General features: G+C 60.0%; 22 protein-coding genes. 11 read left to right on the top strand and 11 right to left on the bottom strand.

Annotation, left to right across the window (positions count from 1 at the left end; all coding sequences use genetic code 11):
• Together V6F91_RS22575 and V6F91_RS22570 are read right to left on the bottom strand one after the other, a co-directional pair.
• Positions 1-288: a HigA family addiction module antitoxin gene (locus V6F91_RS22575; protein WP_090288641.1), complete on the bottom strand. Its 288-nt coding sequence runs from the start codon at positions 286-288 to the stop codon at positions 1-3.
• 115 nt (positions 289-403) lie between these two features.
• The gene (locus V6F91_RS22570; protein WP_332768318.1) at positions 404-1,642 is read right to left on the bottom strand and encodes an MFS transporter; all 1,239 of its coding nucleotides are present in this window, start codon (positions 1,640-1,642) and stop codon (positions 404-406) included.
• Between the two features lie 392 nt (positions 1,643-2,034).
• Here V6F91_RS22570 and V6F91_RS22565 point away from each other — a divergent pair, with 392 nt between their 5' ends.
• The 3 genes from V6F91_RS22565 to V6F91_RS22555 all read left to right on the top strand — a co-directional run bounded on the left by V6F91_RS22565 (position 2,035) and on the right by V6F91_RS22555 (position 4,743).
• The gene (locus V6F91_RS22565; protein WP_208939685.1) at positions 2,035-3,480 is read left to right on the top strand and encodes a cytochrome ubiquinol oxidase subunit I; all 1,446 of its coding nucleotides are present in this window, start codon (positions 2,035-2,037) and stop codon (positions 3,478-3,480) included.
• 3 nt (positions 3,481-3,483) lie between these two features.
• Positions 3,484-4,491 carry a cytochrome d ubiquinol oxidase subunit II gene (cydB, locus tag V6F91_RS22560; protein ID WP_332768315.1) on the top strand — a complete coding sequence of 336 codons (1,008 nt, stop codon included), beginning with the start codon at positions 3,484-3,486 and terminating at the stop codon, positions 4,489-4,491.
• A gap of 84 nt (positions 4,492-4,575) precedes the next feature.
• Entirely contained in the window at positions 4,576-4,743 is a 168-nt protein-coding gene (locus tag V6F91_RS22555; RefSeq protein WP_150706869.1) for a DUF2474 domain-containing protein, read from the top strand.
• A gap of 74 nt (positions 4,744-4,817) precedes the next feature.
• On the opposite strand, the gene V6F91_RS22550 is transcribed toward V6F91_RS22555, so the two are convergent.
• Together V6F91_RS22550 and V6F91_RS22545 are read right to left on the bottom strand one after the other, a co-directional pair.
• The gene (locus V6F91_RS22550) at positions 4,818-5,945 is read right to left on the bottom strand and encodes a class I SAM-dependent methyltransferase (protein WP_332768311.1); all 1,128 of its coding nucleotides are present in this window, start codon (positions 5,943-5,945) and stop codon (positions 4,818-4,820) included.
• Between the two features lie 174 nt (positions 5,946-6,119).
• Positions 6,120-6,833, bottom strand: coding sequence for an autoinducer binding domain-containing protein (locus V6F91_RS22545; RefSeq protein ID WP_332768309.1), 714 nt, complete (start codon positions 6,831-6,833; stop codon positions 6,120-6,122).
• Positions 6,834-7,152: 319 nt separating this feature from the next.
• Between V6F91_RS22545 and V6F91_RS22540 the strand changes: the two genes are divergently transcribed.
• Positions 7,153-7,929 carry a ferredoxin--NADP reductase gene (locus tag V6F91_RS22540; protein ID WP_332768307.1) on the top strand — a complete coding sequence of 259 codons (777 nt, stop codon included), beginning with the start codon at positions 7,153-7,155 and terminating at the stop codon, positions 7,927-7,929.
• A 46-nt stretch (positions 7,930-7,975) separates the two neighbouring features.
• Here the strand turns inward: V6F91_RS22540 and mscL are convergent, their stop codons facing one another.
• Positions 7,976-8,389: a large-conductance mechanosensitive channel protein MscL gene (gene mscL, locus V6F91_RS22535; RefSeq protein WP_203419572.1), complete on the bottom strand. Its 414-nt coding sequence runs from the start codon at positions 8,387-8,389 to the stop codon at positions 7,976-7,978.
• A 286-nt stretch (positions 8,390-8,675) separates the two neighbouring features.
• Here mscL and katB point away from each other — a divergent pair, with 286 nt between their 5' ends.
• The 3 genes from katB to radA all read left to right on the top strand — a co-directional run bounded on the left by katB (position 8,676) and on the right by radA (position 12,237).
• Positions 8,676-10,217, top strand: coding sequence for a catalase KatB (katB, locus tag V6F91_RS22530; RefSeq protein ID WP_332768304.1), 1,542 nt, complete (start codon positions 8,676-8,678; stop codon positions 10,215-10,217).
• A 61-nt stretch (positions 10,218-10,278) separates the two neighbouring features.
• Positions 10,279-10,824, top strand: coding sequence for an ankyrin repeat domain-containing protein (locus V6F91_RS22525; protein ID WP_332768302.1), 546 nt, complete (start codon positions 10,279-10,281; stop codon positions 10,822-10,824).
• 45 nt (positions 10,825-10,869) lie between these two features.
• Positions 10,870-12,237, top strand: coding sequence for a DNA repair protein RadA (gene radA / locus V6F91_RS22520; protein ID WP_095181861.1), 1,368 nt, complete (start codon positions 10,870-10,872; stop codon positions 12,235-12,237).
• Between the two features lie 118 nt (positions 12,238-12,355).
• Here radA and V6F91_RS22515 read toward each other — a convergent pair whose 3' ends face one another.
• A complete protein-coding gene (locus V6F91_RS22515) occupies positions 12,356-12,724 on the bottom strand; it encodes a PilZ domain-containing protein (protein ID WP_332768297.1) in 369 nt (122 codons plus the stop codon).
• Between the two features lie 161 nt (positions 12,725-12,885).
• Here V6F91_RS22515 and V6F91_RS22510 point away from each other — a divergent pair, with 161 nt between their 5' ends.
• From V6F91_RS22510 to yjiA, 3 genes are all read left to right on the top strand, one after another.
• On the top strand, positions 12,886-14,952 hold the full coding sequence (locus tag V6F91_RS22510; RefSeq protein WP_332768295.1) for a carbon starvation CstA family protein: 2,067 nt from the start codon (positions 12,886-12,888) through the stop codon (positions 14,950-14,952).
• A 15-nt stretch (positions 14,953-14,967) separates the two neighbouring features.
• Entirely contained in the window at positions 14,968-15,165 is a 198-nt protein-coding gene (locus V6F91_RS22505) for a YbdD/YjiX family protein (protein WP_003228401.1), read from the top strand.
• 160 nt (positions 15,166-15,325) lie between these two features.
• The gene (yjiA, locus tag V6F91_RS22500) at positions 15,326-16,297 is read left to right on the top strand and encodes a GTPase (protein WP_332768292.1); all 972 of its coding nucleotides are present in this window, start codon (positions 15,326-15,328) and stop codon (positions 16,295-16,297) included.
• A 110-nt stretch (positions 16,298-16,407) separates the two neighbouring features.
• On the opposite strand, the gene V6F91_RS22495 is transcribed toward yjiA, so the two are convergent.
• The 5 genes from V6F91_RS22495 to morA form a co-directional block, all read right to left on the bottom strand.
• Positions 16,408-17,106 (bottom strand): GntR family transcriptional regulator, encoded by a 699-nt coding sequence (locus V6F91_RS22495; RefSeq protein ID WP_332768290.1) that lies wholly within the window; start codon positions 17,104-17,106, stop codon positions 16,408-16,410.
• Positions 17,107-17,127: 21 nt separating this feature from the next.
• Positions 17,128-17,832, bottom strand: coding sequence for a FadR/GntR family transcriptional regulator (locus V6F91_RS22490; RefSeq protein WP_332768288.1), 705 nt, complete (start codon positions 17,830-17,832; stop codon positions 17,128-17,130).
• A 49-nt stretch (positions 17,833-17,881) separates the two neighbouring features.
• On the bottom strand, positions 17,882-19,195 hold the full coding sequence (locus V6F91_RS22485) for a C4-dicarboxylate transporter DctA (RefSeq protein ID WP_332768286.1): 1,314 nt from the start codon (positions 19,193-19,195) through the stop codon (positions 17,882-17,884).
• A 276-nt stretch (positions 19,196-19,471) separates the two neighbouring features.
• Positions 19,472-20,725 (bottom strand): serine hydroxymethyltransferase, encoded by a 1,254-nt coding sequence (gene glyA, locus V6F91_RS22480; RefSeq protein WP_332768284.1) that lies wholly within the window; start codon positions 20,723-20,725, stop codon positions 19,472-19,474.
• A 228-nt stretch (positions 20,726-20,953) separates the two neighbouring features.
• Positions 20,954-24,802 (bottom strand): cyclic di-GMP receptor MorA, encoded by a 3,849-nt coding sequence (gene morA / locus V6F91_RS22475; protein ID WP_332768282.1) that lies wholly within the window; start codon positions 24,800-24,802, stop codon positions 20,954-20,956.
• 287 nt (positions 24,803-25,089) lie between these two features.
• On the opposite strand from morA, the gene ettA reads away from it, so the two are divergent.
• The gene (gene ettA, locus V6F91_RS22470) at positions 25,090-26,754 is read left to right on the top strand and encodes an energy-dependent translational throttle protein EttA (protein WP_003228391.1); all 1,665 of its coding nucleotides are present in this window, start codon (positions 25,090-25,092) and stop codon (positions 26,752-26,754) included.
• The last annotated feature ends 144 nt before the right edge of the window (positions 26,755-26,898 follow it).

Genomic DNA, 26,898 nt, shown 5'->3' with positions numbered 1-26,898 from the left:
TCAGGCGTGGGCCGCGAGGCGCTCGATGGCCGGCTGCTCCCGATGCTCTGCTTGCCACAGATCATAGTCAGTTTGAACGCCTAGCCACATGCGCGCCTTGCCAATGCCTGCACGCTCAAGTCGCACGGCCAGATCCGGGCTGATCGGCGCATGTCCATGCAATACACGCGAAAGATGTGGGCGCGCAAAGCCCAGATGCCGCGCCAATTCGGTAACGCTGATACCGAGTTCGGGTAAAACATCCATCAACAATGTTTCACCAGGGTGTGGCGGGTTGTGCATAGGCATAAGGTGATTTGACCTGAGGTGCGAGTGTAAGGCGATACATTACACTCAGTGCGGTAACCATGTACCGCACTCTGTCGGCTTGTTTGTGCTTTTCCTGCTGAGGTTGTCGGTGAAATCAGACCTTCGTCTCTTCCACCGGCACATGCATCCGGTCCCGATTCGCCAAGGTCGGGAACAGTTTGATCCACGTTCCGGTTACCACCAGCGTACCGATCCCGCCCATCACCACGGCCGGTACGGTGCCGAACCAGTGGGCGGTGAGGCCGGATTCGAATTCGCCGAGCTGGTTCGAGGCGCCGATGAACAGGCCGTTGACCGCGCTGACCCGGCCGCGCATTTCGTCGGGGGTTTCCAGTTGTACGAAGGAGGCGCGGATGACCATGCTGATCATGTCCGCCGCGCCGAGCACCACCAGTACCGCCAGCGAGAACCAGAACGAGGTCGACAGGCCGAAGGCGATGGTCGCGACGCCGAACACGCCGACTGCGGTGAACATCACGCGGCCGACATTGCGTTCCACGGCAAACCGCGCGAGGTACAGCGACATCGCCAGGGCGCCGACCGCCGGTGCCGAGCGCAACAGGCCGAGGCCCCACGGGCCGGTCAGGAGAATGTCCTTGGCGAATACCGGCAACAGCGCCGTGGCGCCGCCGAGCAACACCGCAAACAGATCCAGCGAAATCGCCCCAAGAATGTCCTGACGGCTGCGAATGAAACGAATGCCCGCGAGCAACGAATCCAGCGTGGCTTTGCCCTTGTTCAACGGCGTTTGTCGCGCGGGCAGATTTAACATCAATGTGCAGGCAATCACATAGAGCAGCACGGTCGGGCCGTAGACCCAGACGCTGCCGAACGCGTAGAGCAAGCCGCCGAGGGCTGGCGCGATGATCGTTGCCGACTGCTGCGCCGACTGCGCTGCTGCCACGGCCCGCGGAAACAGCGCGCTGGGCACGATGCTTGGCAGCAATGCCTGGGTGGTCGGCATCTCGAACGAACGCGCCGCACCGAGGAGGAAGGCGAGGATGAAGATCATTTCGCGGGTGACGTGATCGGTGGCGCTGCCGATCGCCAGTGCGAGGGCGATCATCGCCTGCAGCGACTGACAAAGCGCTGCAACCTTGCGCCGGTCATAGCGGTCGGCGACATGCCCGGTGTGCAGCATGAACAGCACGCGCGGGGCAAACTCGACCAGACCGACCAGACCCAGGTCGAGGACGTTGCCGGTCAATTGATAAAGATTCCAGCCGATCGCCACGGTGAGCATCTGAAAACCGCTGGCGGTGAAAATCCGCGCAAACCAGAAAGCGAGAAACGGACGATGGTGACGTAACAGCAGGGGCTCTTGGCTGGGCATCTGAAGGCAGGTCTGGCTCGAGGGGAAACGCGAGATTATCACCAGTCTGTAACAGGAAGTTGCTACCTGCGAAAAATTTACTTAGCCAGACATCGAATTGTCCCGCCTGCCTGCGAAGCCACTGGGCAAATGCCCTGCCAACGCGCTGAGGCAACTTGTCACGCGGCAAACGACCACGCCGTTCAACGGCGAAAATGGGACTACTCTTTTAACGTTGCTTGATCCAGATCAACACCTCACGAGGGTTTGATCTGACGGCCAGTTGGCCAGACTCCCTGCGTTGCGATGGCTGTAAAAAAGAACGAATCCAAATTCGCCGCACTCCATATCCGTGGGGGCAGTGGTGCAGGCCTCCGGGTCTGCCACCCGTATTACCTGACAGAGGAAGCCATATGTTCGGTTTAGAGGCTCTCGATCTCGCCCGAATTCAGTTCGCATTCACCATCTCGTTTCACATCCTGTTCCCGGCCATCACCATTGGCCTGGCGAGTTACCTGGCGGTGCTCGAAGGTCTGTGGCTGAAGACTCGAAACGACACCTACCGTGACCTTTACCACTTCTGGTCGAAGATCTTTGCCGTCAACTTCGGCATGGGCGTGGTCTCCGGTCTGGTCATGGCCTACCAGTTCGGCACCAACTGGAGTCGCTTCTCGGACTTCGCCGGCGCCGTCACCGGGCCGTTGCTGACCTATGAAGTGCTCACGGCGTTCTTCCTCGAGGCCGGTTTCCTCGGCGTCATGCTGTTTGGCTGGAACAAGGTCGGTCGCGGATTGCATTTCTTTTCCACGGTAATGGTAGCGATCGGCACGCTGATCTCGACGTTCTGGATTCTCGCCTCCAACAGCTGGATGCAAACCCCGCAGGGCTTCGAGATCGTCAACGGCCAGGTGATCCCGACCGACTGGCTGGCCATCGTCTTCAACCCTTCGTTCCCGTATCGCCTGCTGCACATGGCGACCGCCGCGTTCATCGCCACGGCGTTCTTCGTCGGCTCGTCAGCGGCCTGGCATCTGTTGCGCGGCCGGGATAATCCTGCGATCCGCACCATGCTTTCGATGGCCATGTGGATGGCATTGATCGTTGCGCCGATCCAGGCGGTCATTGGCGACTTCCATGGTCTGAATACGCTCAAGCATCAACCGGCGAAAATCGCGGCCATTGAGGGACACTGGGAAAACCACGGAGACGAAGCGACGCCGCTGATCCTGTTCGGCTGGCCGGACATGAAAGAAGAACGCACTAAATTTGCCGTAGAGATTCCCTACCTCGGCAGCCTGATCCTGACCCACTCGCTGGACAAGCAAGTACCGGCACTCAAGGAATTTCCGCCAGAAGACCGGCCGAATTCGACCATCGTGTTCTGGTCGTTCCGGGTCATGGTCGGCCTCGGTTTCCTGATGATCTTCACCGGTCTGTGGAGTTTGTGGCTGCGCAAGCGTGACTCGCTGTATACCTCGCGGCCGTTCCTGCATCTCGCGCTGTGGATGGGACCGTCCGGCCTGATCGCGATTCTGGCCGGCTGGTTCACTACTGAGATCGGCCGTCAGCCGTGGGTGGTCTATGGCCTGATGCGCACCGCGGACGCGTCCTCCAACCACAGCTTCCTGCAGATGAGCATCACCCTGATCATGTTCGTCGTGGTGTATTTCGCCCTGTTCGGCGCCGGTCTCGGCTACATGATGCGCCTGGTGCGCAAAGGTCCGAAGCTCAGCGAGGGCACCGACACGCCGGATGGTGGTCCAGGCAAGAAGCGCACTCCAGCGCGTCCGTTGTCCGCTGCCGACGATCCGGGCGAAGGCGAACACGAAGACAACACTCGCTTGACCAAGGAGATTTGAGCCATGGGTATTGATCTTCCGTTGATCTGGGCCGTGATCATCATCTTCGGCATCATGATGTACGTGGTCATGGACGGTTTCGACCTGGGCATCGGGATTCTTTTCCCGTTCGTTCCGGGCAAGACCGACCGTGACGTGATGATGAACACCGTCGCCCCGGTCTGGGACGGCAACGAAACCTGGCTGGTACTCGGCGGCGCGGCGTTGTTCGGCGCGTTCCCGCTGGCCTATTCGGTGGTGCTTTCAGCGCTGTATCTGCCGCTGATCTTCATGCTGATGGGGCTGATCTTTCGCGGTGTGGCCTTCGAGTTCCGCTTCAAGGCCAAGGATGAAAAACGTCATCTGTGGGACAAGGCGTTCATCGGTGGCTCGATCGCGGCGACATTTTTTCAGGGCGTGGCGCTGGGGGCGTTCATCGATGGTTTGCCGGTGATCAACCGCCAGTTCGCCGGCGGTTCGATGGACTGGCTGACCCCGTTCACCCTGTTCTGCGGCGCCGCCCTGGTGGTCGCCTATGCCTTGCTCGGCTGCACCTGGCTGATCATGAAGACCGAAAGCAAGCTGCAAGAGCAGATGCACGATCTGGCGCGGCCATTGGCCTTCGTGTTGCTGGCGGTGATTGGCGTGGTCAGCCTGTGGACGCCACTGGCGCACCCGGAAATCGCTTCACGCTGGTTCACCATGCCGAACCTGTTCTGGTTCATGCCGGTGCCGATTCTGGTGCTGGTGACACTGTATGGCTTGATCCGCGCTGTGGCGCGTAACGCCAACTACACGCCGTTTCTGCTGACGCTGGTGCTGATCTTTCTCGGCTACAGCGGTCTGGGCATCAGCCTGTGGCCGAACATCGTGCCGCCATCGATTTCGATCTGGGACGCCGCGGCACCGCCGCAAAGTCAGGGCTTCATGCTGGTGGGCACGCTGTTCATCATTCCGTTCATCCTGGGTTACACCTTCTGGAGCTACTACGTGTTCCGCGGCAAGGTGACCCATGAAGACGGTTATCACTAGTCTGCTGCCGGGCTCCTCTTGTAAGAGCGAGCCTGCTCGCGAAGGCGTCCGCAGTGACGCCTTGGCTTAACGGAGATCGATGCAATGACCGGCAAACATTCCCTGCACGACATTGAACAAGCCGAAAAAAAACCGCTGTGGCAGCGGCTCGGCTGGCTGGCCCTGATCTGGGTCGGTAGCGTGGGGGTGCTGTTTATCGCTGCCAGCCTGATGCGTATGTTCATGAACGCAGCAGGCCTGACCACGCACTGAAATCATCCTGTCCCAGCGCCTTCGGGGAAGGATTTGCCAACCCTCCTTGCGGAGGGTTCTTTTCGTCTGCGGATTTATTTGCGCGCTTTGAGGATGACAAACTTCGGCGTCGCCGCCACTTGCTCGACGCCACGGAACAGGCGCGCGAGTTTGCTGTGGTAACCCAGATGGCGGTTGCCGACGATGTACAACGCACCGCCAACCACCAGCGCTTCGCGCGCCTGCTGGAACATGCGCCAGGCGAGGAAGTCGCCAACCACCTGCTGCTGATGGAACGGCGGGTTGCACAGCACCACATCCAGCGATTGCGCCTCTTGCCCGGCCAGGCCATCGGCGGCACGCACGATCACCTCGCGGTCGCCCAGTGCGGCCCGCCAGTTTTCCAGGGCCGATTGCACCGCCATATATGATTCATCGACCAGCGTGTAATGCGCATCCGGGTTCTGCAAAGCGCTGGCGATGGCCAGCACGCCGTTGCCACAGCCCAGATCGGCGACTCGGGCCTGGCCGAGGTTTTTCGGCAAGTGCGGCAGGAAGGCGCGGGTGCCGATGTCCAGACCTTCGCGGCAAAATACGTTGGCGTGGTTGAGCAATTCGATCGGCGGCTCGTCGAGGCGATAGCGCGTCGGGTAGGGCGAGACGGCCACCGCAGCCTTGGTTTGCGGCGTGGCAATCAGCAGGCGGGCCTTTTTCACCGCGAGCGAGGCTTGTACCGGGCCGATGTAACGCTCGAGCAGGTCACCGGCGGCGCGCGGCAGGTGCTTGACCATCGCAGCGGCGATCACCTCGGCGCCGGGCGCGAGTTGCCCTTGCAGGCGGATCAGTTGTTCTTCCAGCAGCGCGAGGGTTTTCGGCACCCGGATCAGCACCCGGTCGAACGGCCCGACCAATGGCTCGCTGGCCGCAATACCGCGCACGGCATCGAAAGCATGACCGTTGCGCAGCAGGTTTTTCTCCAGCCCCTGAAAACCCAGAAACGAGTCGCCGCTGCTGCTGACCTTGACCTTGCCGAGCAGGCTGGCAGCCAGCGCGCCGAAGCTGTCGTTGAGCACCAGCACGCGAGTGTCGGCCGTCGGTTGCTGCGCCGCGAGATGATTGAGCAGGTATTCGTCGGCGGCATCGAAGGCTTGCAGCGGCTCGTTCTGCTGCTCAGGCTGGCGGATCAGGTCGAGTTGGGCGAAGGGCGTTTCAAGCAAAGGCATGGGGCGGGACTCAGGGATGATCAACGGATATTCCGCAGCCCTGGCGTGTGCGGCGGAACCGACCGAGTGTAAGGCAACGCATTCTGCTGGCGTCATCACTCAGGAAGGTTACGAATGTTACGTTTATTTCTTTGGCATTACCCGTGTGATTACAAGGAAAGCGCGGCTGAGCGATCAGATGATGCCGGCTCTGGCGGCTGCGATAACGGCGGAGATCTTGTTGCAAACGTTGAGTTTGATGATCAGGTTCTGCACATGGTAATTCACGGTGCGTTCGCTGAGGCTAAGGATTTTCGAGATTTCATAGGCGGTCTTGCCAACGGCTGACAGTTTCAGGACCTGCAGTTCTCGCGTGGAGAGCTGAGGTTGGCGGGGCTTGAGCGCTTCTGCCGGAAGGGTCCGGGCGAACAGTTCACTCAAATGGCTGCTGGCGTAGAACATGTACCCAAAATGCTCATACAGCTCCAATGGGCTGATGGAGCAGTGTCGGCGCGCCAGGCTGATAATGCTGCACAAACCGCTCGGTTCATGATGAAACGATTGCGACCAGCCATTCTGCAATCCATGTTTTTGCAAACCCAGCCATATGTCGTGGGACTCTGTAAACAGCGATTCGGTCCAGACTATGGGTGACATGGAGTGATTGCAGTGTGATATCAAAGGGTCGGTTTTTATGTAACTGTTCTGTTCATATTGACTGTTCCACTCTTCAGGATAGTTATTGATTTGCAGGGGCTTGAGCTGCATGTCGCGGTGTAATGGAACAACTGAAATCGCACAAAAATTAAATCCGAGATTTTCGGCAAATCGCAGCAGTATCGGATAAGCAGCATCAATGCCCTTGGCAAACGTCAATTGTTTCAGCTGTGATTCCTTCCATGTTTCCATTGGGAAACGCTCCAGGACGTTACGGGGGGGGCGCCTAATGGATCCAAAAGATCCGGCACGCATCGAAGTGTAGGACGTTTCATACACTGAGCTATGAATTTTTTTGGTATTGCACAGTAAGATATTTGGATAAAGCGTTCTTAATAATTGATGTATTACATTGACGTTATCATCTTAAGTAATCACTCCAATTCTGATCGCCGCGATCACTTTCGAGTGAATCTCTCGTTCGGCGCGGGCTCAATACCATTATCAATCGTCGGTGTTTAACCGCGTCTTTTTGCGCGAGACTGGCAGCAACCGTTCAATGGAGTACCCCATGACCGCCAGCGCAGAGAAATACACCACGCAAACCTTGCTCGACGTCAAACCTCTGACCCCGAATCTGTTTACCCTGCGCACCACTCGCGATGCCGGGTTTCGTTTTCGCGCCGGGCAGTTCGCCCGGCTCGGTGTGGCCAAGGCCGATGGCAGTGTTGCCTGGCGCGCGTATTCGATGGTCTCGTCACCGTTTGACGAGTTTCTCGAGTTCTTCTCCATTGTCGTGCCGGGCGGTGAGTTCACCAGCGAACTGAGCCGGCTGCAGGTGGGCGATACGTTGCTGGTCGATCGCCAGGCATTCGGCTACCTGACCCTTGATCGTTTCGTTGACGGCCGCGATCTCTGGCTGCTGTCGACGGGCACTGGGGTGGCGCCGTTTTTGTCGATCCTGCAGGACTTCGAAGTGTGGGAAAAATTCGAGCGCATCATTCTGGTCTACAGCGTGCGCGAGGCCCGCGAGCTGGCTTATCAGGAACTGATTGCCGGCCTTAACCAACGCGACTACCTCAGCGAATACGCGCACAAGTTGCAGTTCATCGCGACGGTGACGCGTGAGGCGCACCCTGGGGCCCTGCATGGGCGCATTACCACGCTGATCGAAAGCGGTGAACTGGAGCGTGCGGCAGGCGTGGAACTGTCGGCGGAACATTCACGGGTCATGTTGTGCGGCAATCCGCAGATGATCGACGAGACCCGTGCGCTGCTTAAACAGAGGGACATGCGCCTGAGCCTGACGCGCCGGCCCGGCCAGGTCGCCGTGGAAAATTACTGGTAACGAAACGGCACCCGCAGGTGCCGTTGTTTTGTTAAAGGCGAACGATTCAGGGCCGCTCGTTCTGCGCCTTGAGCAGGTCGCGGATTTCGCCCAGCAGTTGCTCTTCCTTGCTCGGGATCGGCGGTGCGGTCGGGGCTACGGCTTCTTCGCGCTTGAGGCGGTTGATGGCTTTGACGCCCATGAAGATAGCGAAAGCGACAATGATGAAGTCCAGCACCGTCTGGATGAACTTGCCGTAAGCCAGCATCACTGCGGGCGTGTTGCCCTCGGCGGCTTTGAGCGTGATGGCCAGATCACTGAAGTCCACCCCGCCGATCAACAGGCCGATTGGCGGCATGATCACGTCACCGACAAACGACGAAACGATCTTGCCGAACGCCGCACCGATGATGATACCGACGGCCATGTCGACCACATTGCCTTTGACCGCGAAGGCCTTGAACTCGCTAAGCACGCCCATAGTTATTTCCTTGTTACAGATGAGTTTGGTGAAGGCAGTGTAAATCAGCGAAACGCGTCCTGCGCGAAACACCTTCTTACAATCCCCGTTTTTATCGACACATCAATAGACGATTAGTTTGCAAAGTGCCAGCAATCGCGCGCGAAATAGCGCGTAAATCTCTGACCGGGAAGCCATTTTTCTCAATCACGGCGTTACGTTCTTTCTATTTATGTTCCTCGTCGCAGGCCTCTAGCCTTGGGATGGCGCACCTGGATGCGCCGCAAAACAACCAGAGGATCCTGATATGACTTCCGCATTTGGACTGGGGGCTTTTCCCCGTCGCCGCACGCTTGGTGTACTGACCGCCAGCCTGCTGAGTTTCTCCGTGACTGCAGCGCCACTGACACGCGATAACGGCGCTGCCGTCGGTGATAACCAGAATTCGCAGACCGCTGGCGCCAACGGCCCGGTTCTGCTGCAAGACGTGCAACTGATCCAGAAACTGCAGCGGTTTGATCGCGAGCGCATTCCCGAGCGCGTGGTGCACGCCCGTGGTACGGGTGCTCACGGCACATTCACGGTGACCAACGACCTCAGCGACCTGAGCAAGGCCAAGGTGTTCGCCGCCGGCCAGACCACACCAGTATTCGTGCGTTTCTCGGCGGTGGTGCATGGCAATCACTCGCCGGAAACCTTGCGTGACCCACGCGGTTTCGCCACCAAGTTCTACACCGCTGACGGTAACTGGGACCTGGTGGGCAACAACTTCCCGACTTTCTTCATTCGCGACGCGATCAAGTTTCCCGACATGGTCCACGCGTTCAAGCCTGATCCGCGGACCAACCTGGACGACGATTCGCGCCGCTTCGACTTTTTCTCTCATGTACCGGAAGCCACTCGTACGTTGACCGAGTTGTATTCGAACGCGGGAACACCGGCCAGTTATCGGGAGATGGACGGCAACGGTGTTCATGCCTATAAGTTGGTCAACGCCAAAGGCGAAGTTCACTACGTCAAGTTTCACTGGAAGAGCTTGCAAGGGCTCAATAACCTGACGCCAGAACAAGTCGCGAAAGTTCAGGGTCAGGATTACAGTCATATGACCAATGATCTGGTGAGCAATATCAATAAAGGCAACTTCCCAAAATGGGACTTGTACGTTCAAGTTCTGAAACCGCAGGATTTGTCCAAGTTTGATTTTGATCCATTGGATGCCACCAAGATCTGGCCGGGTATTGCTGAGCGAAAAGTTGGACAAATGGTCTTGAATCGTAATCCGGCGAATGTCTTCCAGGAAACCGAACAAGTTGCAATGGCTCCGGCTAATGTCGTTCCGGGTATCGAACCTTCCGAAGACCGTTTATTGCAGGGCCGAGTGTTCTCCTACGCCGATACACAAATGTATCGCCTGGGCGCCAATGCTCTGCAATTGCCAATCAACGCGCCGAAAGTTGCGCTGAACAATGGTAATCAGGACGGTGCCATGAACTTTGGCGCCAGCAGCAGCGGTGTGAACTATCAGCCAAGCCGTCTGCAACCGCGTGAAGAGACCTCAAGCGCGCGTTACAGCCAACTGGCGCTGTCGGGCAGCACTCAGCAGGCGAAGATCCAGCGCGAGCAGAACTTCAAACAGGCCGGCGATCTGTATCGCTCGTTCAGCAAGAAAGAGCGTCGCGACCTGATCGACAGCTTCGGTGGCTCGCTGGCCAGCACTGACGATGAAAGCAAGCACATCATCCTGTCCTTCCTGTACAAGGCCGATCCGGAATATGGCACCAACGTGACGCAAGTGGCCAAGGGCGACTTGAGCCGGGTCAAGGCCCTGGCGGCAAAACTGGTCGACTGATTAGTGCAGTAACACCCCGCGGGGCCTGCATCAGGCCCCGTTCCGTTCAAGGAGACTGCTGATGCGAACCTGCTTTTTCATATTGGTCGCGTGCCTGTCGCTTAACGTATGGGCGGCACCGGTCGACCAGAGGCCCGAGGCGATCCAGGCACAATTGCGCGACTACTATTTCGACGCGGCGCGGCGCGGGGATGTGCCGATGCTCGAGGCGTTCATCGAATCGGGCTATTCCCTCGACACCCGCGACAGCAAGGGATACACCGCGCTGATCCTCGCCGCTTATCACGGTCAGGCGCCCGCGGTGGAACGCTTGCTCGCTGCCGGCGCCGATGCGTGCGCTCAGGATCAGCGCGGCAACACGGCGCTGATGGGCGCGATCTTCAAGGGCGAAGTACAGATCGCCCGGCGCTTGATGGCTACCGATTGCAGCCCCGATCAACGCAACGGCGCCGGGCAGACGGCGGCGATGTATGCCGGGTTGTTCAAGCGTCTGGAATTGCTCGATGCGCTCAAAGCCAAGGGCGCCGACCTGAACGCCGAAGACCCGTTGGGCAACAGCGCCGCACGTCTGGCCAGCGGTGAAATCCGCACTCCGGCGCCGCGCTGATCTGCGGCCTGTGGGTTATCATCGCGGTTTTTGTCGGGGGTTCTGATGGCCAAGGCCAAGCGCATGTACGGCTGCACCGAGTGCGGCGCAACCTTTCCCAAGTGGGCCGGCCAGTGCGGTGAATGCGGCGCGTGGAACACGCTGACCGAAACCATGATTGAAAGCGGCGGCGCCACGGCACCTACCGGGCGCACCGGTTGGGCCGGGCAACAAGCGCAGATCAAGACCCTGGCCGAAGTCAGCATCGAAGAAATCCCGCGTTTTTCCACAGCGTCCGGTGAACTCGATCGCGTGCTCGGGGGCGGTCTGGTCGACGGCTCGGTGGTGCTCATCGGCGGCGATCCGGGCATCGGCAAGTCGACGATTCTGCTGCAAACCCTGTGCAACCTCGCCAAAAGCATGCCAGCGCTGTACGTCACCGGCGAAGAATCCCAGCAGCAAGTAGCCATGCGCGCACGCCGCCTCGGCTTGCCGCAGGACCAGCTACGCGTGATGACCGAAACCTGCATCGAAACCATCATTGCCACCGCCCGCCAGGAAAAACCCAAGGTGATGGTAATCGACTCGATCCAGACGATTTTCACCGAACAGCTGCAATCGGCGCCCGGCGGCGTTTCTCAGGTGCGCGAAAGTGCGGCGCTGCTGGTGCGTTACGCCAAACAGAGCGGTACGGCGATTTTCCTGGTCGGCCACGTCACCAAGGAAGGCGCATTGGCCGGTCCCCGTGTGCTTGAGCACATGGTCGACACCGTGCTGTATTTCGAAGGCGAATCCGATGGGCGCCTGCGCTTGTTGCGCGCGGTGAAGAACCGTTTCGGCGCGGTCAACGAGCTGGGCGTGTTCGGCATGACCGACAAGGGCTTGAAAGAAGTCTCCAACCCTTCGGCGATCTTTCTCACACGCGCTCAGGAGGAAGTCCCGGGCAGCGTGGTCATGGCGACGTGGGAAGGCACCCGGCCCATGCTGGTGGAAGTGCAGGCGCTGGTCGACGACAGCCATCTGGCCAATCCGCGCCGGGTGACGCTGGGTCTGGATCAGAACCGCTTGGCAATGTTGCTCGCGGTTCTGCATCGCCATGGGGGGATTCCGACCCACGATCAGGACGTGTTCCTCAACGTGGTCGGCGGGGTCAAGGTGCTGGAAACCGCCTCCGATCTGGCGCTGATGGCGGCGGTCATGTCGAGCTTGCGCAACCGGCCGCTGCCGCATGATCTGCTGGTATTTGGCGAGGTCGGTCTGTCCGGCGAAGTGCGCCCGGTGCCGAGCGGGCAGGAGCGCTTGAAGGAAGCGGCCAAACATGGTTTCAAGCGCGCGATCGTGCCCAAGGGCAACGCGCCGAAGGAATCGCCGGCAGGGTTGCAGATCATTGCCGTCACCCGCCTCGAACAAGCCCTCGACGCATTGTTTGAGTGAACTGCGAACCTGTGGGCGCGAGCCTGCTCGCGAAGGGGGCGTGTCAGCCGGCATCATTGTTCAATGACATACCGTCTTCGCGAGCAGGCTCGCTCCCACAGGGGATTTGTAGTGATGGCTAGATCTCGATCAGGGCGCCCAGTTCGCGCTCAAGCTCGGCCTCGTCAGCCAGATTCAGCTCGATCAGCCGCCGCAAGCGCTGGATCGACTCCAGGCTGATATGTCGGCAGATGAACCCCAAATGGCCGTCTTCCTCGTGGGCCAGTTGCACGTCCATCTCTATGTCGACGTCATCGCTCAGATGAATGTCGACGAAAAAATCCTTTTCCCGATCGCCGAGCCATGGTTCCGGCCGCTCGATCAGCAATCCCTTGAGTGACAGGTCGATCAGTTTGACCGGCCAGATGTACTCGCCTTGACTCAGCTCGGTTCTGGCATCGAACGCAATACGTTTGAAGCGACGACGGTTGGCTGGGTGCTCGCTCATGGCGCAATCCTCCGAAGGTTGCCTGACTATAGACCCGCCTTGTCCGAGCGTGCCAGCGCGCGTGGGGCCAGATAGACCAATGTCGGGGTATGGCCTTTGCCGCCAGTAGCGCTAAACTCGGGGTGGCTGTCTTTCTTGTCCACCCTGGCTGGAATAAAAAAATGAAAAATAATAATAGCCTGCTACGCCACTTACCCTGGCTAGTGCTGGCAATCGTAGGAGCGTGCGCCCTGGGCGTAGTGGCATTGCGCCGCGGCGAGGCGATCAACGCCTTGTGGATTGTGGTCGCTGCCGTGGCCATTTATCTGGTTGCGTACCGTTACTACAGTCTGTTCATCGCCAACAACGTGATGCAGCTCGACGCGCGACGGGCCACCCCCGCCGTGCTCAACAACGACGGTCTGGACTACGTGCCGACCAACAAACACATTCTTTTCGGTCACCACTTCGCGGCCATCGCTGGCGCGGGGCCGCTGGTCGGCCCGGTACTGGCGGCGCAGATGGGCTACCTGCCCGGGACGCTCTGGCTGATTGCCGGTGTGGTGCTGGCGGGCGCGGTGCAGGACTTCATGGTCTTGTTCATGTCGACCCGACGCAACGGCCGTTCCCTGGGCGACATGGTGCGCGAAGAAATGGGCCGGATTCCCGGGACCATCGCGCTGTTTGGCTGCTTCCTGATCATGATCATCATCCTTGCGGTGCTGGCGCTGATCGTGGTCAAGGCACTGGCGGAAAGCCCATGGGGCATCTTCACCGTGATGGCGACCATCCCGATCGCGATGTTCATGGGCATCTACATGCGCTACATCCGCCCGGGCCGCATCGGCGAGATCTCGGTAGTCGGCGTATTGCTGCTGCTCGGTTCGATCTGGCTGGGCGGGCAGATTGCTGCCGATCCGGTATGGGCCAAAGCCTTCACCTTCACCGGTGTGCAGATTACCTGGATGCTGGTCGGTTACGGTTTTGTCGCCGCGTCGCTGCCGGTCTGGCTGATTCTCGCGCCGCGTGACTACCTGTCGACATTCCTCAAGATCGGCACCATCGTTGCGCTGGCGATCGGCATCCTGATCACCATGCCCGAGCTGAAAATGCCGGCGCTGACCCAGTTTGTCGACGGCACCGGGCCGGTGTGGAAGGGCGGTCTGTTCCCGTTCCTGTTCATCACCATCGCCTGCGGTGCGGTTTCGGGTTTCCACGCGCTGATCTCTTCGGGCACCACGCCGAAGCTGCTGGATAACGAAACCAATGCCCGCTACATCGGTTACGGCGGCATGCTGATGGAATCGTTCGTGGCAATCATGGCCATGGTTGCCGCTTCGGTGATCGAGCCGGGTGTGTACTTCGCCATGAACAGCCCGGCCGCCGTGGTTGGCAGTGATGCCGCGTCAGTGGCGCAGATGGTCACCAGTTGGGGCTTCGCGATCACGCCTGAAGCGTTGCAAGCGGTTGCCCATGACATCGGTGAAACCACCATTCTGGCTCGCGCCGGTGGTGCGCCGACCCTGGCAGTGGGTATTGCGCAGATCCTGCACAGTGTCCTGCCGGGTGAAAACACCATGGCGTTCTGGTACCACTTCGCAATCCTGTTCGAAGCGCTGTTCATTCTGACCGCAGTCGACGCCGGTACCCGTGCCGGTCGTTTCATGCTGCAAGACCTGCTTGGCTCCTTCGTTCCGGCGCTGAAACGTACCGAATCGTGGACCGCCAACCTGATCGCCACCGCCGGCTGTGTGGCGATGTGGGGCTGGTTGCTGTACCAGGGCGTGATTGATCCACTGGGCGGCATCAACACCTTGTGGCCTCTGTTCGGCATCTCCAACCAGATGCTCGCCGGTATCGCGCTGATGCTCGGCACCGTGGTCCTGATCAAGATGAAGCGCCAGCGCTACATCTGGGTCACCCTGCTGCCGGCGACATGGCTGCTGATCTGCACTACCACGGCTGGTTTCATCAAACTGTTCGACGCCAACCCGGCGATCGGCTTCCTGTCGCTGGCCAAGAAGTACAGCGATGCGCTGGCCAATGGTCAGGTGTTGGCACCGGCGAAAAGTGTCGAGCAGATGCAGCACGTGATCTTCAACGCCTATACCAACGCCACGCTCACCGCGCTGTTCCTGTTCGTGGTGTTCAGCATCCTGTTCTATGCGCTCAAGGTCGGCATCGCCGCCTGGGGCAAAAAAGAGCGTACGGATAAAGAATCGCCATTCCAGGCCCTGCCGGATGCGTAACCAGAGGATTGCAGCATGTTCAATGACCTGAGTCGCCTCGGTAAATACCTCGGTCAGGCCGCACGCCTGATGGTCGGCATGCCCGACTACGACACCTACGTCGAGCATATGCAAACCAAACACCCGGACAAACCGGTGATGAGCTACGAGATGTTCTTTCGTGAACGCCAAGAGGCTCGTTACGGTGGCAAGGGTGGGCCGAAGTGCTGTTGAGCTGACAGCCAGAGGCCAGTGCTAACCCTGTGGGAGCGAGCCTGTCGCGAATACGGAGTGTCAGTTGATGAATAGTTGACTGGCACACCGCTTTCGCGAGCAAGCTCGCTCCCACAGTTGTTTTTGCGTTGTTCATTCATTTTGTGAAGGAGATCGAGTTTTGTCCTCTCCCATTCCGGTCACGGTCCTTAGCGGTTTCCTCGGCGCCGGCAAGACCACGCTGCTGCGCCACCTGCTCAAAGCCGAGCACGGCCTGAAAATCGCCGTGATCGAAAACGAATTCAGCGACGCCGGCATCGACACCCAGTTGCTCGGTGACGAGCCGGTGCAAGTCATGACCCTGGCCAACGGCTGCGTCTGCTGCACCATTCACACCGACCTGACCAAGGCGCTGTACCTGCTGCTCGAGCGGCTGGACAGCGGCGAGATCGCGTTTGATCGTCTGGTCATCGAGTGCACCGGCCTGGCCGATCCGGCGCCGGTGGCGCAGACGTTTTTCATCGATGAAGAGCTGCGCGAGCGTTATCTGCTCGACGGCATTATCACCCTGGTCGATGCCGCGCATGCCGACGTGCATCTGAGCCAGACCATCGCCCAGGCGCAGATCGGTTTCGCCGACCGCCTGCTGGTGAGCAAGACCGATCTGGTTGACAAAGCCACCTTCAATGCACTGAGCGAACGCCTGACGCGGATCAACCGCCGTGCGCCGATCCGCGTGGTCGAGCATGGCAACATCGATCTGGCCGAACTGCTGGATGTGCGCGGCTTCAATCTGAATGCCGATCTTGGCGGCGGCTTGAGCCTGCGCCCGGTGGGCAAGGCGCCGTCGATCGATCGTATTTCCAGCCTGGTGCTGCGTACCGATCAGCCGCTGGATATCGATCAGCTCAGCGAGTTCATGAACGAACTGCTCGAAGAACACGGCAAGCAATTGCTGCGTTACAAAGGTGTGCTGAACATTGCCGGGGAGGATCGGCGGTTGGTGTTTCAGGGCGTGCTGAAACTTTACGGTTTCGACTGGGACACCGAATGGGCCGAGGGTGAGAAGCGCGAAAGTGTGATGGTGTTTATTGCCGATGATCTGCCGGAAGAGCAGATTCGGGCGGGGTTTGCGCGGGTGGCGGCAGCCTGACGGGTTTTCTGAGCCTGTGATGCAGCTATCGCGAGCAGGCTCACTTCTACATTGGAAACGCGTTCCCTTGTAGGAGTGAGCCTGCTCGCGATGGCCATCTAACCAACAACCTATTGTCCAAGGTCCGACCCCAGCAGTGTCTGCTCAAGCTGATCGAGATGCTGATTCATCAACATCATGGCTTCAGCGACTCGGCCGGATTCCACCGCCTCGACCAGCGCCAAATGCTCCTGCCACGCGCAACAGTTGTGTGAAGAACCCTCGCACCGCGCAACCGCGAGCGACGTCAGCGGCACCAGACTGCCTAGAAATTGCGCCAACGGTGCATTCCCCGCCATTCCTGCCAACTGCAAATGAAACTCCCCGGCCAAGCGGATCGCCGCACCGCGTCGACCCTGCTCGACCGCCAGACGTTCACGTTCGATCAGCCCGCGCAGACGTTTGATCCCATCAGCCGGTGAACGCTGGCACGCCAGGCGCACCAGCGTGCCCTCTGTCAGACGCCGCGCATGCAAGGCCTGCCGGGTCTGCTCAGCATCAGGCGCAGCGATGCGTGGTCGATGATTGGCCCGCAGCACCACGATGTGCTCATGAGAAAGCTGCGTCAGCACCCGGCGCACGTCGGCCCGGCTGGCACCGAACCATTGTTTCAGGCTGTCTTCGGTAAAACGGCTGGCCGGGGTGATCAGCTGCTCCAGAATCGCCTCGAGCAGGCGCGGATACAGATCGTCCACGGCGGCGCGCAGGCGAGTGAAGGGCAGTGAGGCGCCTGCAGAGTGAGCGTGCGGCGTTGCGGCGACACTGTTCATGACCGGTCTCCAAAAAGTAATTCAGTGGGGCAGGTTGTCTTCCGGGATATTCAGCTCGACGCCCATGCGCTGGCCCTCCCGCAGAATGTGCCGACGCATTTCGGCGCTGGCCTGCGCGCTGTTCTTGCTGCGAATCGCGCGAACGACCGCTTCGTTTTCTTCCAGACGTTCGGCCAGATGCTCGGGAGAATTGCGCAGCACTTCGGCGCTTTGTTTGAGCGCATTGCTGGTCTGCTGCACGACGCTCTGGAAAATCGGGTTTGAGGTCAGGGTGAACAGTTCTTCGTGAAAGGCGATGTAAGCGCTGACCCCGGCTTCGCTGTCGCCCGCTTCCAGGGCTTCGCGCATGTCCATCAGGGTCAGGCGCAACTGCCCGACTTCCTTGCTGCTGATCGATTGCGCGACCAGACCGACAATGAATGGCTCGAGGGTGTAGCGCAGTTGCAGCACGTCTTCAAGGCTGGCGCCGGCGACTGCACGGTCATGGCTCGGGTTGTCGTTCAGTTGCGCATCGAGCACGACCACGCCTTTGCCCGGCATCGAACGCACCAGGCCCAGGGTTTCCAGAACAATCACGGCTTCGCGCAGGCTGGGCCGGCTGATGCCCAATTGTTCGGCCAGTTCACGCTGGCCCGGCAGCATTTCACCGCAGCGCCACTGACCGCGGGCCAGCGCCGCGCGGAGTTTTTCCACCACTGAGTTGACGACGGTTGAAGTTGTAATCACGTATTGGCTCCCTGCGCCGTGCCTGCCGATCAGCAGGCACGGCGATCAATCAAAATTCTTTGGCCGCCGCCTGGGCGACGGTTTTTCTCGGCTGAAAGTTATAGCCCTGTTCGCCGTTGAGCACTTTGTTGGCCCGTTGCACGTCGATGTCCTTTTCCCAGCGGGCGATGGCGACGGTGGCGACGCAGTTGCCGATCAGGTTGGTCAGCGCGCGGCCGATGCCCATGAACCAGTCCACCGCGAGCACCAGCACCAGACCGACCACCGGGATCGCCGGAATGGCGGTCAGCGTTGCCGCCAGAATCACCAGCGCCGAACCGGGAATGCCGTGGGCACCTTTGGAGGTGATCAGCGACACCAGCAAAATCGTCAGCAGATCGGTCATGGCCAGCGGTGTGCCGGTGGCGTTGGCGATGAACACGATGGCCAGGGTCAGGTAGATCGAGAAACCGTCGAGGTTGAACGAGTACCCGGTCGGAATCACCAGCCCGACGGTGGAACTGCCGATGCCCAGGTGTTCGAGCTTGCGCATGATCTGCGGCAGCACGGCGTCAGACGAGGCGGTGCCCATGACGATCAGCAGTTCTTCACGCAGGTACTTGAGCAGCGGCCACATGCGCAAGCCGGAAGCGCGCATCACCAGACCGAGAATCACGCTGACGAATGCAATGCAGGTCAGATAGAACAGGCCGACCAGACTGCCCAGATGCTGCAGCGAATCCAGGCCATATTTGCTGGTAGTGAAGGCGATGGCGCCGAACACGCCGATCGGCGCCAGACGCACGATCATGCCCATGATGCGAAAGATCACATGGCTCAGTTCGTTGATCAGCCGCGAGATCCCCGACGCCGCCTCGCCGACCAGATTCAACGCGCTGCCGAACAGCACCGAGAACAACAGCACTTGCAGGATGTTGTTGTCGGCGAAGGCACCGATCACCGAGGTCGGGATCAGGTCCATCAGGAACTGCGTGGTGGTGTGCATGTGCTGGCCGCGCTCGGCGAGGTCGCCCATGTCGGCGCGCGACAGTTGCTCCAGATGAATATTCGCGCCGCTGCCGATGCCGGTGCTGAAGGCGAACACCAAGCCGATCACCAGGGCGATGGTGGTCAGCACTTCGAAGTAGATCACCGACTTGAGGCCAATGCGCCCGACCTTCTTCAGGTCGCCCGCGCCACTGATGCCGCTGACCACCACGCAGAACACGATCAGGCCGATGAGCATCTTGATCAGTTTGATGAAACCGTCGCCAAGCGGTTTGAGCTGGGCCGAGTATTCAGGGAGGGTCAGCCCGCAGACGATGCCGAGCATCAGTCCGAGAACCACTTGGAGGAAGATTGAACGCGAGCACCATCTGAGCATGGGAGGAATCCTGGGTCGGTGTCCTGGCTGCCGCACGCTTGGCGCATCGGATTCAGGACTTAATTATTGTGGTCTTACCGGTATGTCCAGTGCAGGCGCAGTCTAGGCGCGGGTTTTCCATGATCGCAAGTGAAAAGTGACGAATTGGCATGACCGGTCTGACCAGTTGTGCGCCGAGTCCCATTCTTGAGCAGTTCAGGCGTATGAAAAAAACGGGCGAAAAAAAACCGGCCAATCACTTGGCCGGTTTTTCCTGCAGCGGGTTTAACGTCGCGATTACGCGCCGTAGACCGGCAGTTTCTTGCAGATGGCTTTGACTTTCTCACGAACGGCGTCGATCACCGCTTCGTTGTTCAGGTCTGCCAGGATGTCGCAGATCCAGCCGGCCAGCTCTTTGCACTCAGCCTCTTTGAAGCCGCGAGTGGTCACAGCCGGGGTACCGAAACGCAGGCCGGAAGTGACGAACGGAGAACGTGGATCGTTAGGCACGGAGTTCTTGTTCACGGTGATGAACGCTTTGCCCAAAGCGGCGTCGGCGTCTTTACCAGAGATTTCCTGCTTGATCAGCGACAGCAGGAACAGGTGGTTTTCAGTACCGCCCGAAACCACGTCGAAACCGCGCTCGATGAATACGCTGGCCATGGCCTGGGCGTTTTTCACCACTTGTTGCTGGTAGGTCTTGAACTCAGGCTGCAGCGCTTCCTTGAAGCAGATCGCCTTGGCGGCGATCACGTGCTCCAGCGGGCCGCCCTGGGCGCCCGGGAATACTGCGGAGTTGAGCTTCTTCTCGATGTCGGCGTTGGCGCGCGCCAGGATCAGACCGCCACGTGGACCGCGCAAAGTCTTGTGCGTGGTGGTGGTGACCACGTCAGCGAACGGCACCGGGTTCGGGTAGACGCCAGCGGCGACCAGACCGGCCACGTGAGCCATGTCGACAAACAGGTAGGCGCCGACTTTGTCAGCGATGGCGCGGAAGCGTGGGAAGTCGAGGATCTGCGAGTAGGCAGAGAAACCAGCGACGATCATTTTTGGCTTGTGCTCGACCGCCAGGCGCTCGACTTCGTCGTAGTCGATCAGGCCGTTGGCGTCGATGCCGTACTGCACGGCGTTGTACAGCTTGCCCGAGGAGGAAACGCTGGCGCCGTGGGTCAGGTGACCACCGTGGGCCAGGCTCATGCCCAGAATGGTGTCACCGGCCGATAGCAGGGCCAGGTACACAGCGGCGTTGGCTTGCGAACCGGCGTGCGGTTGAACGTTGGCGTAATCGGCACCGAACAGTTCCTTGGCACGGTCGATGGCCAGTTGCTCGACCACGTCGACGTACTCGCAACCACCGTAGTAGCGCTTGCCCGGGTAGCCTTCGGCGTACTTGTTGGTCAGGACCGAGCCTTGAGCTTCCATCACCGCTGGGCTGGTGTAGTTTTCCGAAGCGATCAGCTCAATGTGTTCTTCCTGACGCTGAGCTTCTTGCTCCATGGCGGCAAAAAGGTCGGCGTCGTACTTGGCAATAGTCAAATCACGGCTGAACATGGCGGTCCTCAAGGATCGGGGGGGCAGAAAAGGGGGGCATTCTAACCCAAGCGCTTTTATAAGGGCTATGAAACACAGTCAGGTTGTGGATAAGCGGGCTTCAAGCAGCAAGCTACAAGCTACAAGCTACAAGTCAAAAGCGCTTCGGCTTCCACTTGCAGCTTGCAGCTAACCTCTTGCAGCTCCTCTTCATGTTCGACTGACCTGAGCCGCCCGAAGCGGCTCAGGTCAGTCGAACATGAAGAGCGCATCATTGCTGAACTGCGCCTCGAACCGTCCCGCCGGCATCGGCCGCCCAAACAGGTAGCCCTGCACCTCGTCGCAACCGTGCTCACGCAGAAAGTCCAGTTGCTCGTGGGTTTCCACGCCCTCGGCGATCACCGCCAGGTTCAGGCTGTGGGCCATGGCAATGATTGCCCGGGCGATTTGCGCGTCCTGTTCGCCGGAGGGCAGGCCATCGACGAAGGTGCGGTCGATTTTCAGCACATCAATCGGGAACTGCTTGAGGTAGTTCAGCGATGAGTAACCGGTGCCGAAGTCATCGACGGCGATGCTCAGACCGAGGTTTTTCAGGCCGGCGAGAATCTGCATCGCCTCGCTGACTTCGCGCATCAGGATGCTTTCGGTCAGTTCCAGCTCCAGACACGCCGGTGGCAGACCGGTCTCGCGCAGGATCGTGGCGATGCGCGTGCCGAGCTGGCCGTCGGAGAACTGCCGCGCCGAGATGTTCACCGAAACCTTCGGCACGCGCACGCGTTGCTGATGCCAGGTTTTCAACTGGCGGCAGGCTTCGCTGATCACCCAGTCGCCGACGTCGACCACCAGCCCGAGTTCTTCCAGGACCGGAATGAAATCCCCCGGTGGCACCAGTCCGCGACGGGGATGGCGCCAACGCAGCAGCGCTTCGGCACCGGTCAGGCGTTTGCCGTCACCGCTGAACTGCGGCTGGTAATACAGAACGAATTCGTTCTGCTCCAGGGCGTGACGCAAGTCGCTTTCCAGCTCCAGACGCTCCAGCGCACTGGCGTTCATGTCGGCCTGGTAGAACTGGAAGTTGTTCTTGCCACGCTCCTTGGCGTGGTACATCGCCGTGTCGGCGTTCTTCATCAACTGGCTGAGTTCGTTGCCGTCTTGCGGGCTCAGCGCGATGCCGATACTCGCGGTGACAAAGAACTCACGGCCTTCGAGCACGAACGGCCGCACCAGACTGCCGAGGATTTGCTCGGCGACGTGAATCGCCCGGTTCAGGGCCAGTTCGCGGCTGGAACGATGTTGCAGCAGCAGGGTGAATTCGTCGCCGCCCATGCGCGCCACGGTGTCGTCTTCACCGACACAAGCCAGCAGGCGCGTGGCCATGTCCTTGAGCATGCGATCGCCAGCGGCGTGGCCGAGGGAGTCGTTGATTGGCTTGAACCGGTCGAGATCGAGGAACATCAGCACCACCCACGACTTCTGCCGTTCAGCCGCTTGCAGCGCGGTGTGCAGGCGATCCTGAAACAGCGTGCGATTGGGCAGATGGGTCAGGGCGTCGTAGTAGGCGAGGCGATGAATGCGCTGTTCGCTGGCCTTGCGCTCGCTGATGTCGCTGAAGAAACACACGTAACTGGCCAGATCGCCCTCGTCGTCGAGCACCGCCGTAATCCCGACCCACGCCGGGTAGTGCTCGCCGTTACGGCGTTTCATCCAGACTTCGCCCTCCCAGGTGCTGTGCTCGTGCAGTTGCTTGAGCACGTAGCGCAGGTGCGCGTCCTGCTGTTCGTCGACGGTGAGCATGTTCGGCAACTGGTCGAGCACTTCGCCCACCGCATAGCCACTGACGCGACTGAACGCTTCGTTGGCCTGGACGATGTAACCGGCCGGGTCGGTGATCAGGATCGCCGAGGTCGAATGCTCGAATACCGTGGCGGCCATGCGCAGGTCTTTTTCGGCGCGGCGTTGCTGGCTGATGTCGCGGCCGACACCGAGCACCCCTTCGAAGGCGCCATGTTCGTCCCAGACCAGCACCAGGCGCAGTTCGATCGGGATCTTGCGGCCATCGGCGCGCAGGCAGTCGAACAGGAACAGTTGCGTCTGCACCTGACTGCGCAGCAGGGTCAGTTGTTCGGGCTTGTCCAAGGCTTTGCTGACGCGATCCATCAGCGTGTAGATGCCGTTCAATTGCTGCGGATTGGCGATGGTCGATTGCCAGCCGTTCTGGAAAATCCACTCGACGTCGTAACCCAGCACCGCTTGCACCGACGGGCTGACATAGTTCAGCGAGAGTTTGCTGTCGGTGGAGAAGATCACGTCGCTGATGCTTTCGGCGAGCATTCGGTAACGCTGTTCGCTGTCGCGCAGGGACTCGCTGGCCTCGATCTGCTCAGTGATGTCCTTGGCCACACCGATGATCCGCGTGACCTGATCGTGTTTGTCCCGCGCCAGTGCCTGTTCGCGAATGTCGAAGCGCCGCCATTTGCCGTCGCGATGGCGGAAGCGCAACTGACATTGCAGCAACTGGCTGTAGCCAGCGTGGCGCTGCAGCTGCCGCGAGCGATGGTAGTAGTCGGCATCTTCCGGGTGCAGGAGGATTTCCCAGAAGTACTCGCCCATCTGGTGCAGTTCGCTGCGGTTGTAGCCCAGCGTCTGGCCGAGGTGATGGTTGCTGAAAATCATCCGCTGGCTGATCACGTCCTGCACATACAGATGGTCCGGGACGGTGCGCACCACGTCCGACCAGAAACCCTCGCGCTCGAGCAGCGACAGTTCGATCAGCTTGCGGCTGGTGATGTCGTTGATGCTGAGGATCACCGCTTTGTAATCGTCTTGCTCGTTGGGCAGGCGCAGCACCATCCACAGATGTTGGTCGCGACCGTTGCCGTCCGGCAGTTTGATTTCCAGTTCCAACTGATCCTGTCGCAGCAAAACCGCCTCGAGAATTTGCTGGCCGATGAGGCAGTGCTGATGCGGTTGGCCGGCGATCAGCAGTTGCCAGGCGTGCTCGCAGGAATTGACGTTGAGCAGTTGCAGCGCGACCTGATTGACCTCGGTGACGCGCAGCTCCTGAAGCAACTGTTGGCGTTGCTGCGGCTGGTCGAGCCAGGCTTTGAGCTGGTCGCTGCTCTGGATCTGCGCCTTGTCGAACGCCTGCTTGAGACCCGACAGATCGAGCACGCAGAGGGCCACCCCGGTGCCTTCGAAAATGTCCTGATATCGGCGGCGCCCTTCATGCAGCTGGCGCTGACGCCGACGCATGTTCAGCAGCGCGATCACCGGCAACATCGAAAACGCCAGGCCGAGCAGGCATTTGCCGATGAACGCCGGCAACAACTCTTCGAGTACCCGCTGGCGGTCGAACAGGCCGCGCAACTGCCAGTCGCTGCTGCTCAGTGGCACGGTCAGCACGGTGTTGGCGAGGTCGTCCGGGGTCAGGACGCCGGGTTTCGCCGAAGGCTGGGCTTTATCGCGGCTGATGATCTGATGGTTGATGCGGTTTTCCACCAGCCACAGCGGACGCAGGCCGGCTTCACCCTGTTTGGTCAGTGAATCGAAAAACGTCGGCGTCAGGCGCAGAGCCCAATAACCACGCGTGCTGCCGCTGGCCTGGTGCAACAACAGGTGCACCACCGAGCCATCGTCGGCGTTGCTGAAATAATGCGCTTGGGCATGGCTGCGGCGGACCAGTTCGGTGAGGTAGTCGGCGTCGTCGCTGTTTGCGGCGCTGTCGCTGATGATCCGCCCGGAAGGGCTGAGCAAGGCCATGCTGCGCAGATCCGGCAGCGATTGCTGGAGTTTGCGCAACAGCGCCTGCTGTTCGTCGGCTGATTGCGGTTGTTCGACGATCGGTAGCAGATTGAGGGCGATTTGCGCGTTCAGCGCCATGTTCAGGCTGACCTGGGCGGCGAGGTCGGCGGTGTAGTCGATGGTGTACTGGCGCTGGTTTTTCTGGGTTTCGCGCAGTTGATCGAGCAGTTGCCAGAACAGCAGCGCCAGCAATAGAAGCACGAGCGTCGCCAGCGCACCCTTTAAAGTGCCGCGCAGGGACGAGCCGGGCGCCGCTGGGGTGCTGCTCACAGAAGCTGGCGGAGTGACGTTGGACAAGCTGTGATCCTGCGGTTTGGCTGGACTGGCGCGACGTGCACTATAAGCCGGACGCCCAAAGGGCGGCTAGCATGCCTTGACTCGTGGCGAAGTGCCAGCCCCTCGCGGCTGGACTGCCTGTGAGCATTCAGGTAGCTTTGCCGGTTAGACCGGGGGCGTTCCAGCCCCTACAATCAGACTTTTTCCAGCGCGCACGCATTGATCGCGATCACGTGAACGACGCGCACAGTCTGGCCAGGCATCGCCTGCGCTCCAATCATTCATCTGTCACTGACCCAAGGTTCTCCATGGCTCAATACGTCTTCACCATGCATCGGCTGGGCAAAGTTGTACCGCCGAAGCGGGAAATCCTCAAAAACATTTCGTTGTCGTTCTTCCCCGGCGCCAAGATCGGCGTGCTCGGCCTCAACGGTTCGGGCAAGTCCACGCTGCTGAAAATCATGGCCGGCGTCGACACCGAGTTCGAAGGTGAAGCGCGTCCGATGCCTGACCTGAACATCGGTTACCTGCCGCAAGAGCCGCAACTCGATCCGACCAAGACCGTGCGTGAAGTGGTCGAAGAAGCGGTGAGCGTGATCAAGGATGCGCAAGCGCGTCTGGACGAGGTCTACGCCGCTTACGCCGACCCGGATGCCGACTTCGACAAACTGGCCGCCGAACAGGCCAAGCTCGAAGCGATCCTGCAGGCCAGCGACGGTCATAACCTGGAGCGTCAACTGGAAGTCGCCGCCGATGCGCTGCGTCTGCCCGCCTGGGACGCGAAAGTAGAACACCTGTCCGGCGGTGAAAAACGTCGTGTGGCCCTGTGCCGTCTGCTGCTGTCCGCGCCGGACATGCTGCTGCTCGACGAACCGACCAACCACCTGGATGCCGATTCCGTGGCCTGGCTGGAGCATTTCCTCCACGACTTCCCGGGCACTGTGGTTGCGATCACGCACGACCGTTATTTCCTCGACAACGTCGCCGGCTGGATTCTTGAACTCGACCGCGGCGCGGGCATCCCTTACGAGGGCAACTATTCGGGCTGGCTCGAAGCCAAGTCCGATCGTCTGGCCGCTGAATCCAAACAGCAGTCGGCCCACGAAAAAGCCATGAAGGAAGAACTGGAGTGGGTGCGCAAAGGCGCCAAGGCCCGCCAGTCGAAATCCAAGGCTCGTCTGCAACGCTTCGAAGAAATGCAGTCGCAGGAATTCCAGAAGCGCAGCGAAACCAACGAGATCTACATCCCGGCCGGTCCACGCCTGGGTGACAAGGTCATCGAATTCAAGAACGTCACCAAGGGCTACGGTGATCGCGTGCTGATCGACAACCTGTCGTTCTCGATGCCCAAGGGTGCCATTGTCGGCGTGATCGGTGGTAACGGTGCCGGTAAGTCGACCCTGTTCCGCATGCTGATGGGCAAGGAAACCCCGGATTCCGGCACCATCGAAGTCGGCGAAACCGTGCAACTGGCCTGCGTTGACCAGAGCCGCGAAGACCTGGACGGCAGCAAGACCGTGTTCCAGCAGATTTCCGACGGCTCCGACCAGATCCGCATCGGCAACTACGAGATCCCGTCGCGCACCTACGTTGGTCGCTTCAACTTCAAGGGCGGCGATCAGCAGAAGTTCGTCAAGGACTTGTCCGGTGGTGAGCGCGGTCGTCTGCACCTGGCGCTGACCCTGAAGGAGGGCGGCAACGTCCTGCTGCTCGACGAACCGTCCAACGACCTCGACGTGGAAACCCTGCGTTCGCTGGAAGAAGCGCTGCTGGACTTCCCGGGCGCCGCCATTGTGATCTCTCACGATCGCTGGTTCCTTGACCGTGTCGCCACGCACATCCTGGCGTACGAAGACGACTCGCAAGCGGTGTTCTTCGAAGGCAACTACACCGAGTACGAAGCCGATCGCAAAAAGCGCCTCGGCGAAGCGGCGGCCCAGCCACACCGGGTACGCCACAAGAAACTGGCCTGATTCGGGTTGGTTGCAGAAAGAGCGGAGCCTTCGGGCTCCGTTTTTTTTGCCCTGGGTTTTTCCAGATAAACCGAGTTGCGGCTTTCGCGAGCAAGCTCGCTCCCACAGGGGTAACGCATTTTAAATGTGGGAGCGAACCTGCTC

Origin of the sequence: Pseudomonas koreensis (genome assembly GCF_036668835.1) — a bacterium.
Taxonomy (GTDB): domain Bacteria; phylum Pseudomonadota; class Gammaproteobacteria; order Pseudomonadales; family Pseudomonadaceae; genus Aquipseudomonas; species Aquipseudomonas koreensis_I.
The sequence above is the reverse complement of the archived record's forward strand: the minus strand, read 5'-3'. Positions and strand labels throughout refer to the sequence as shown.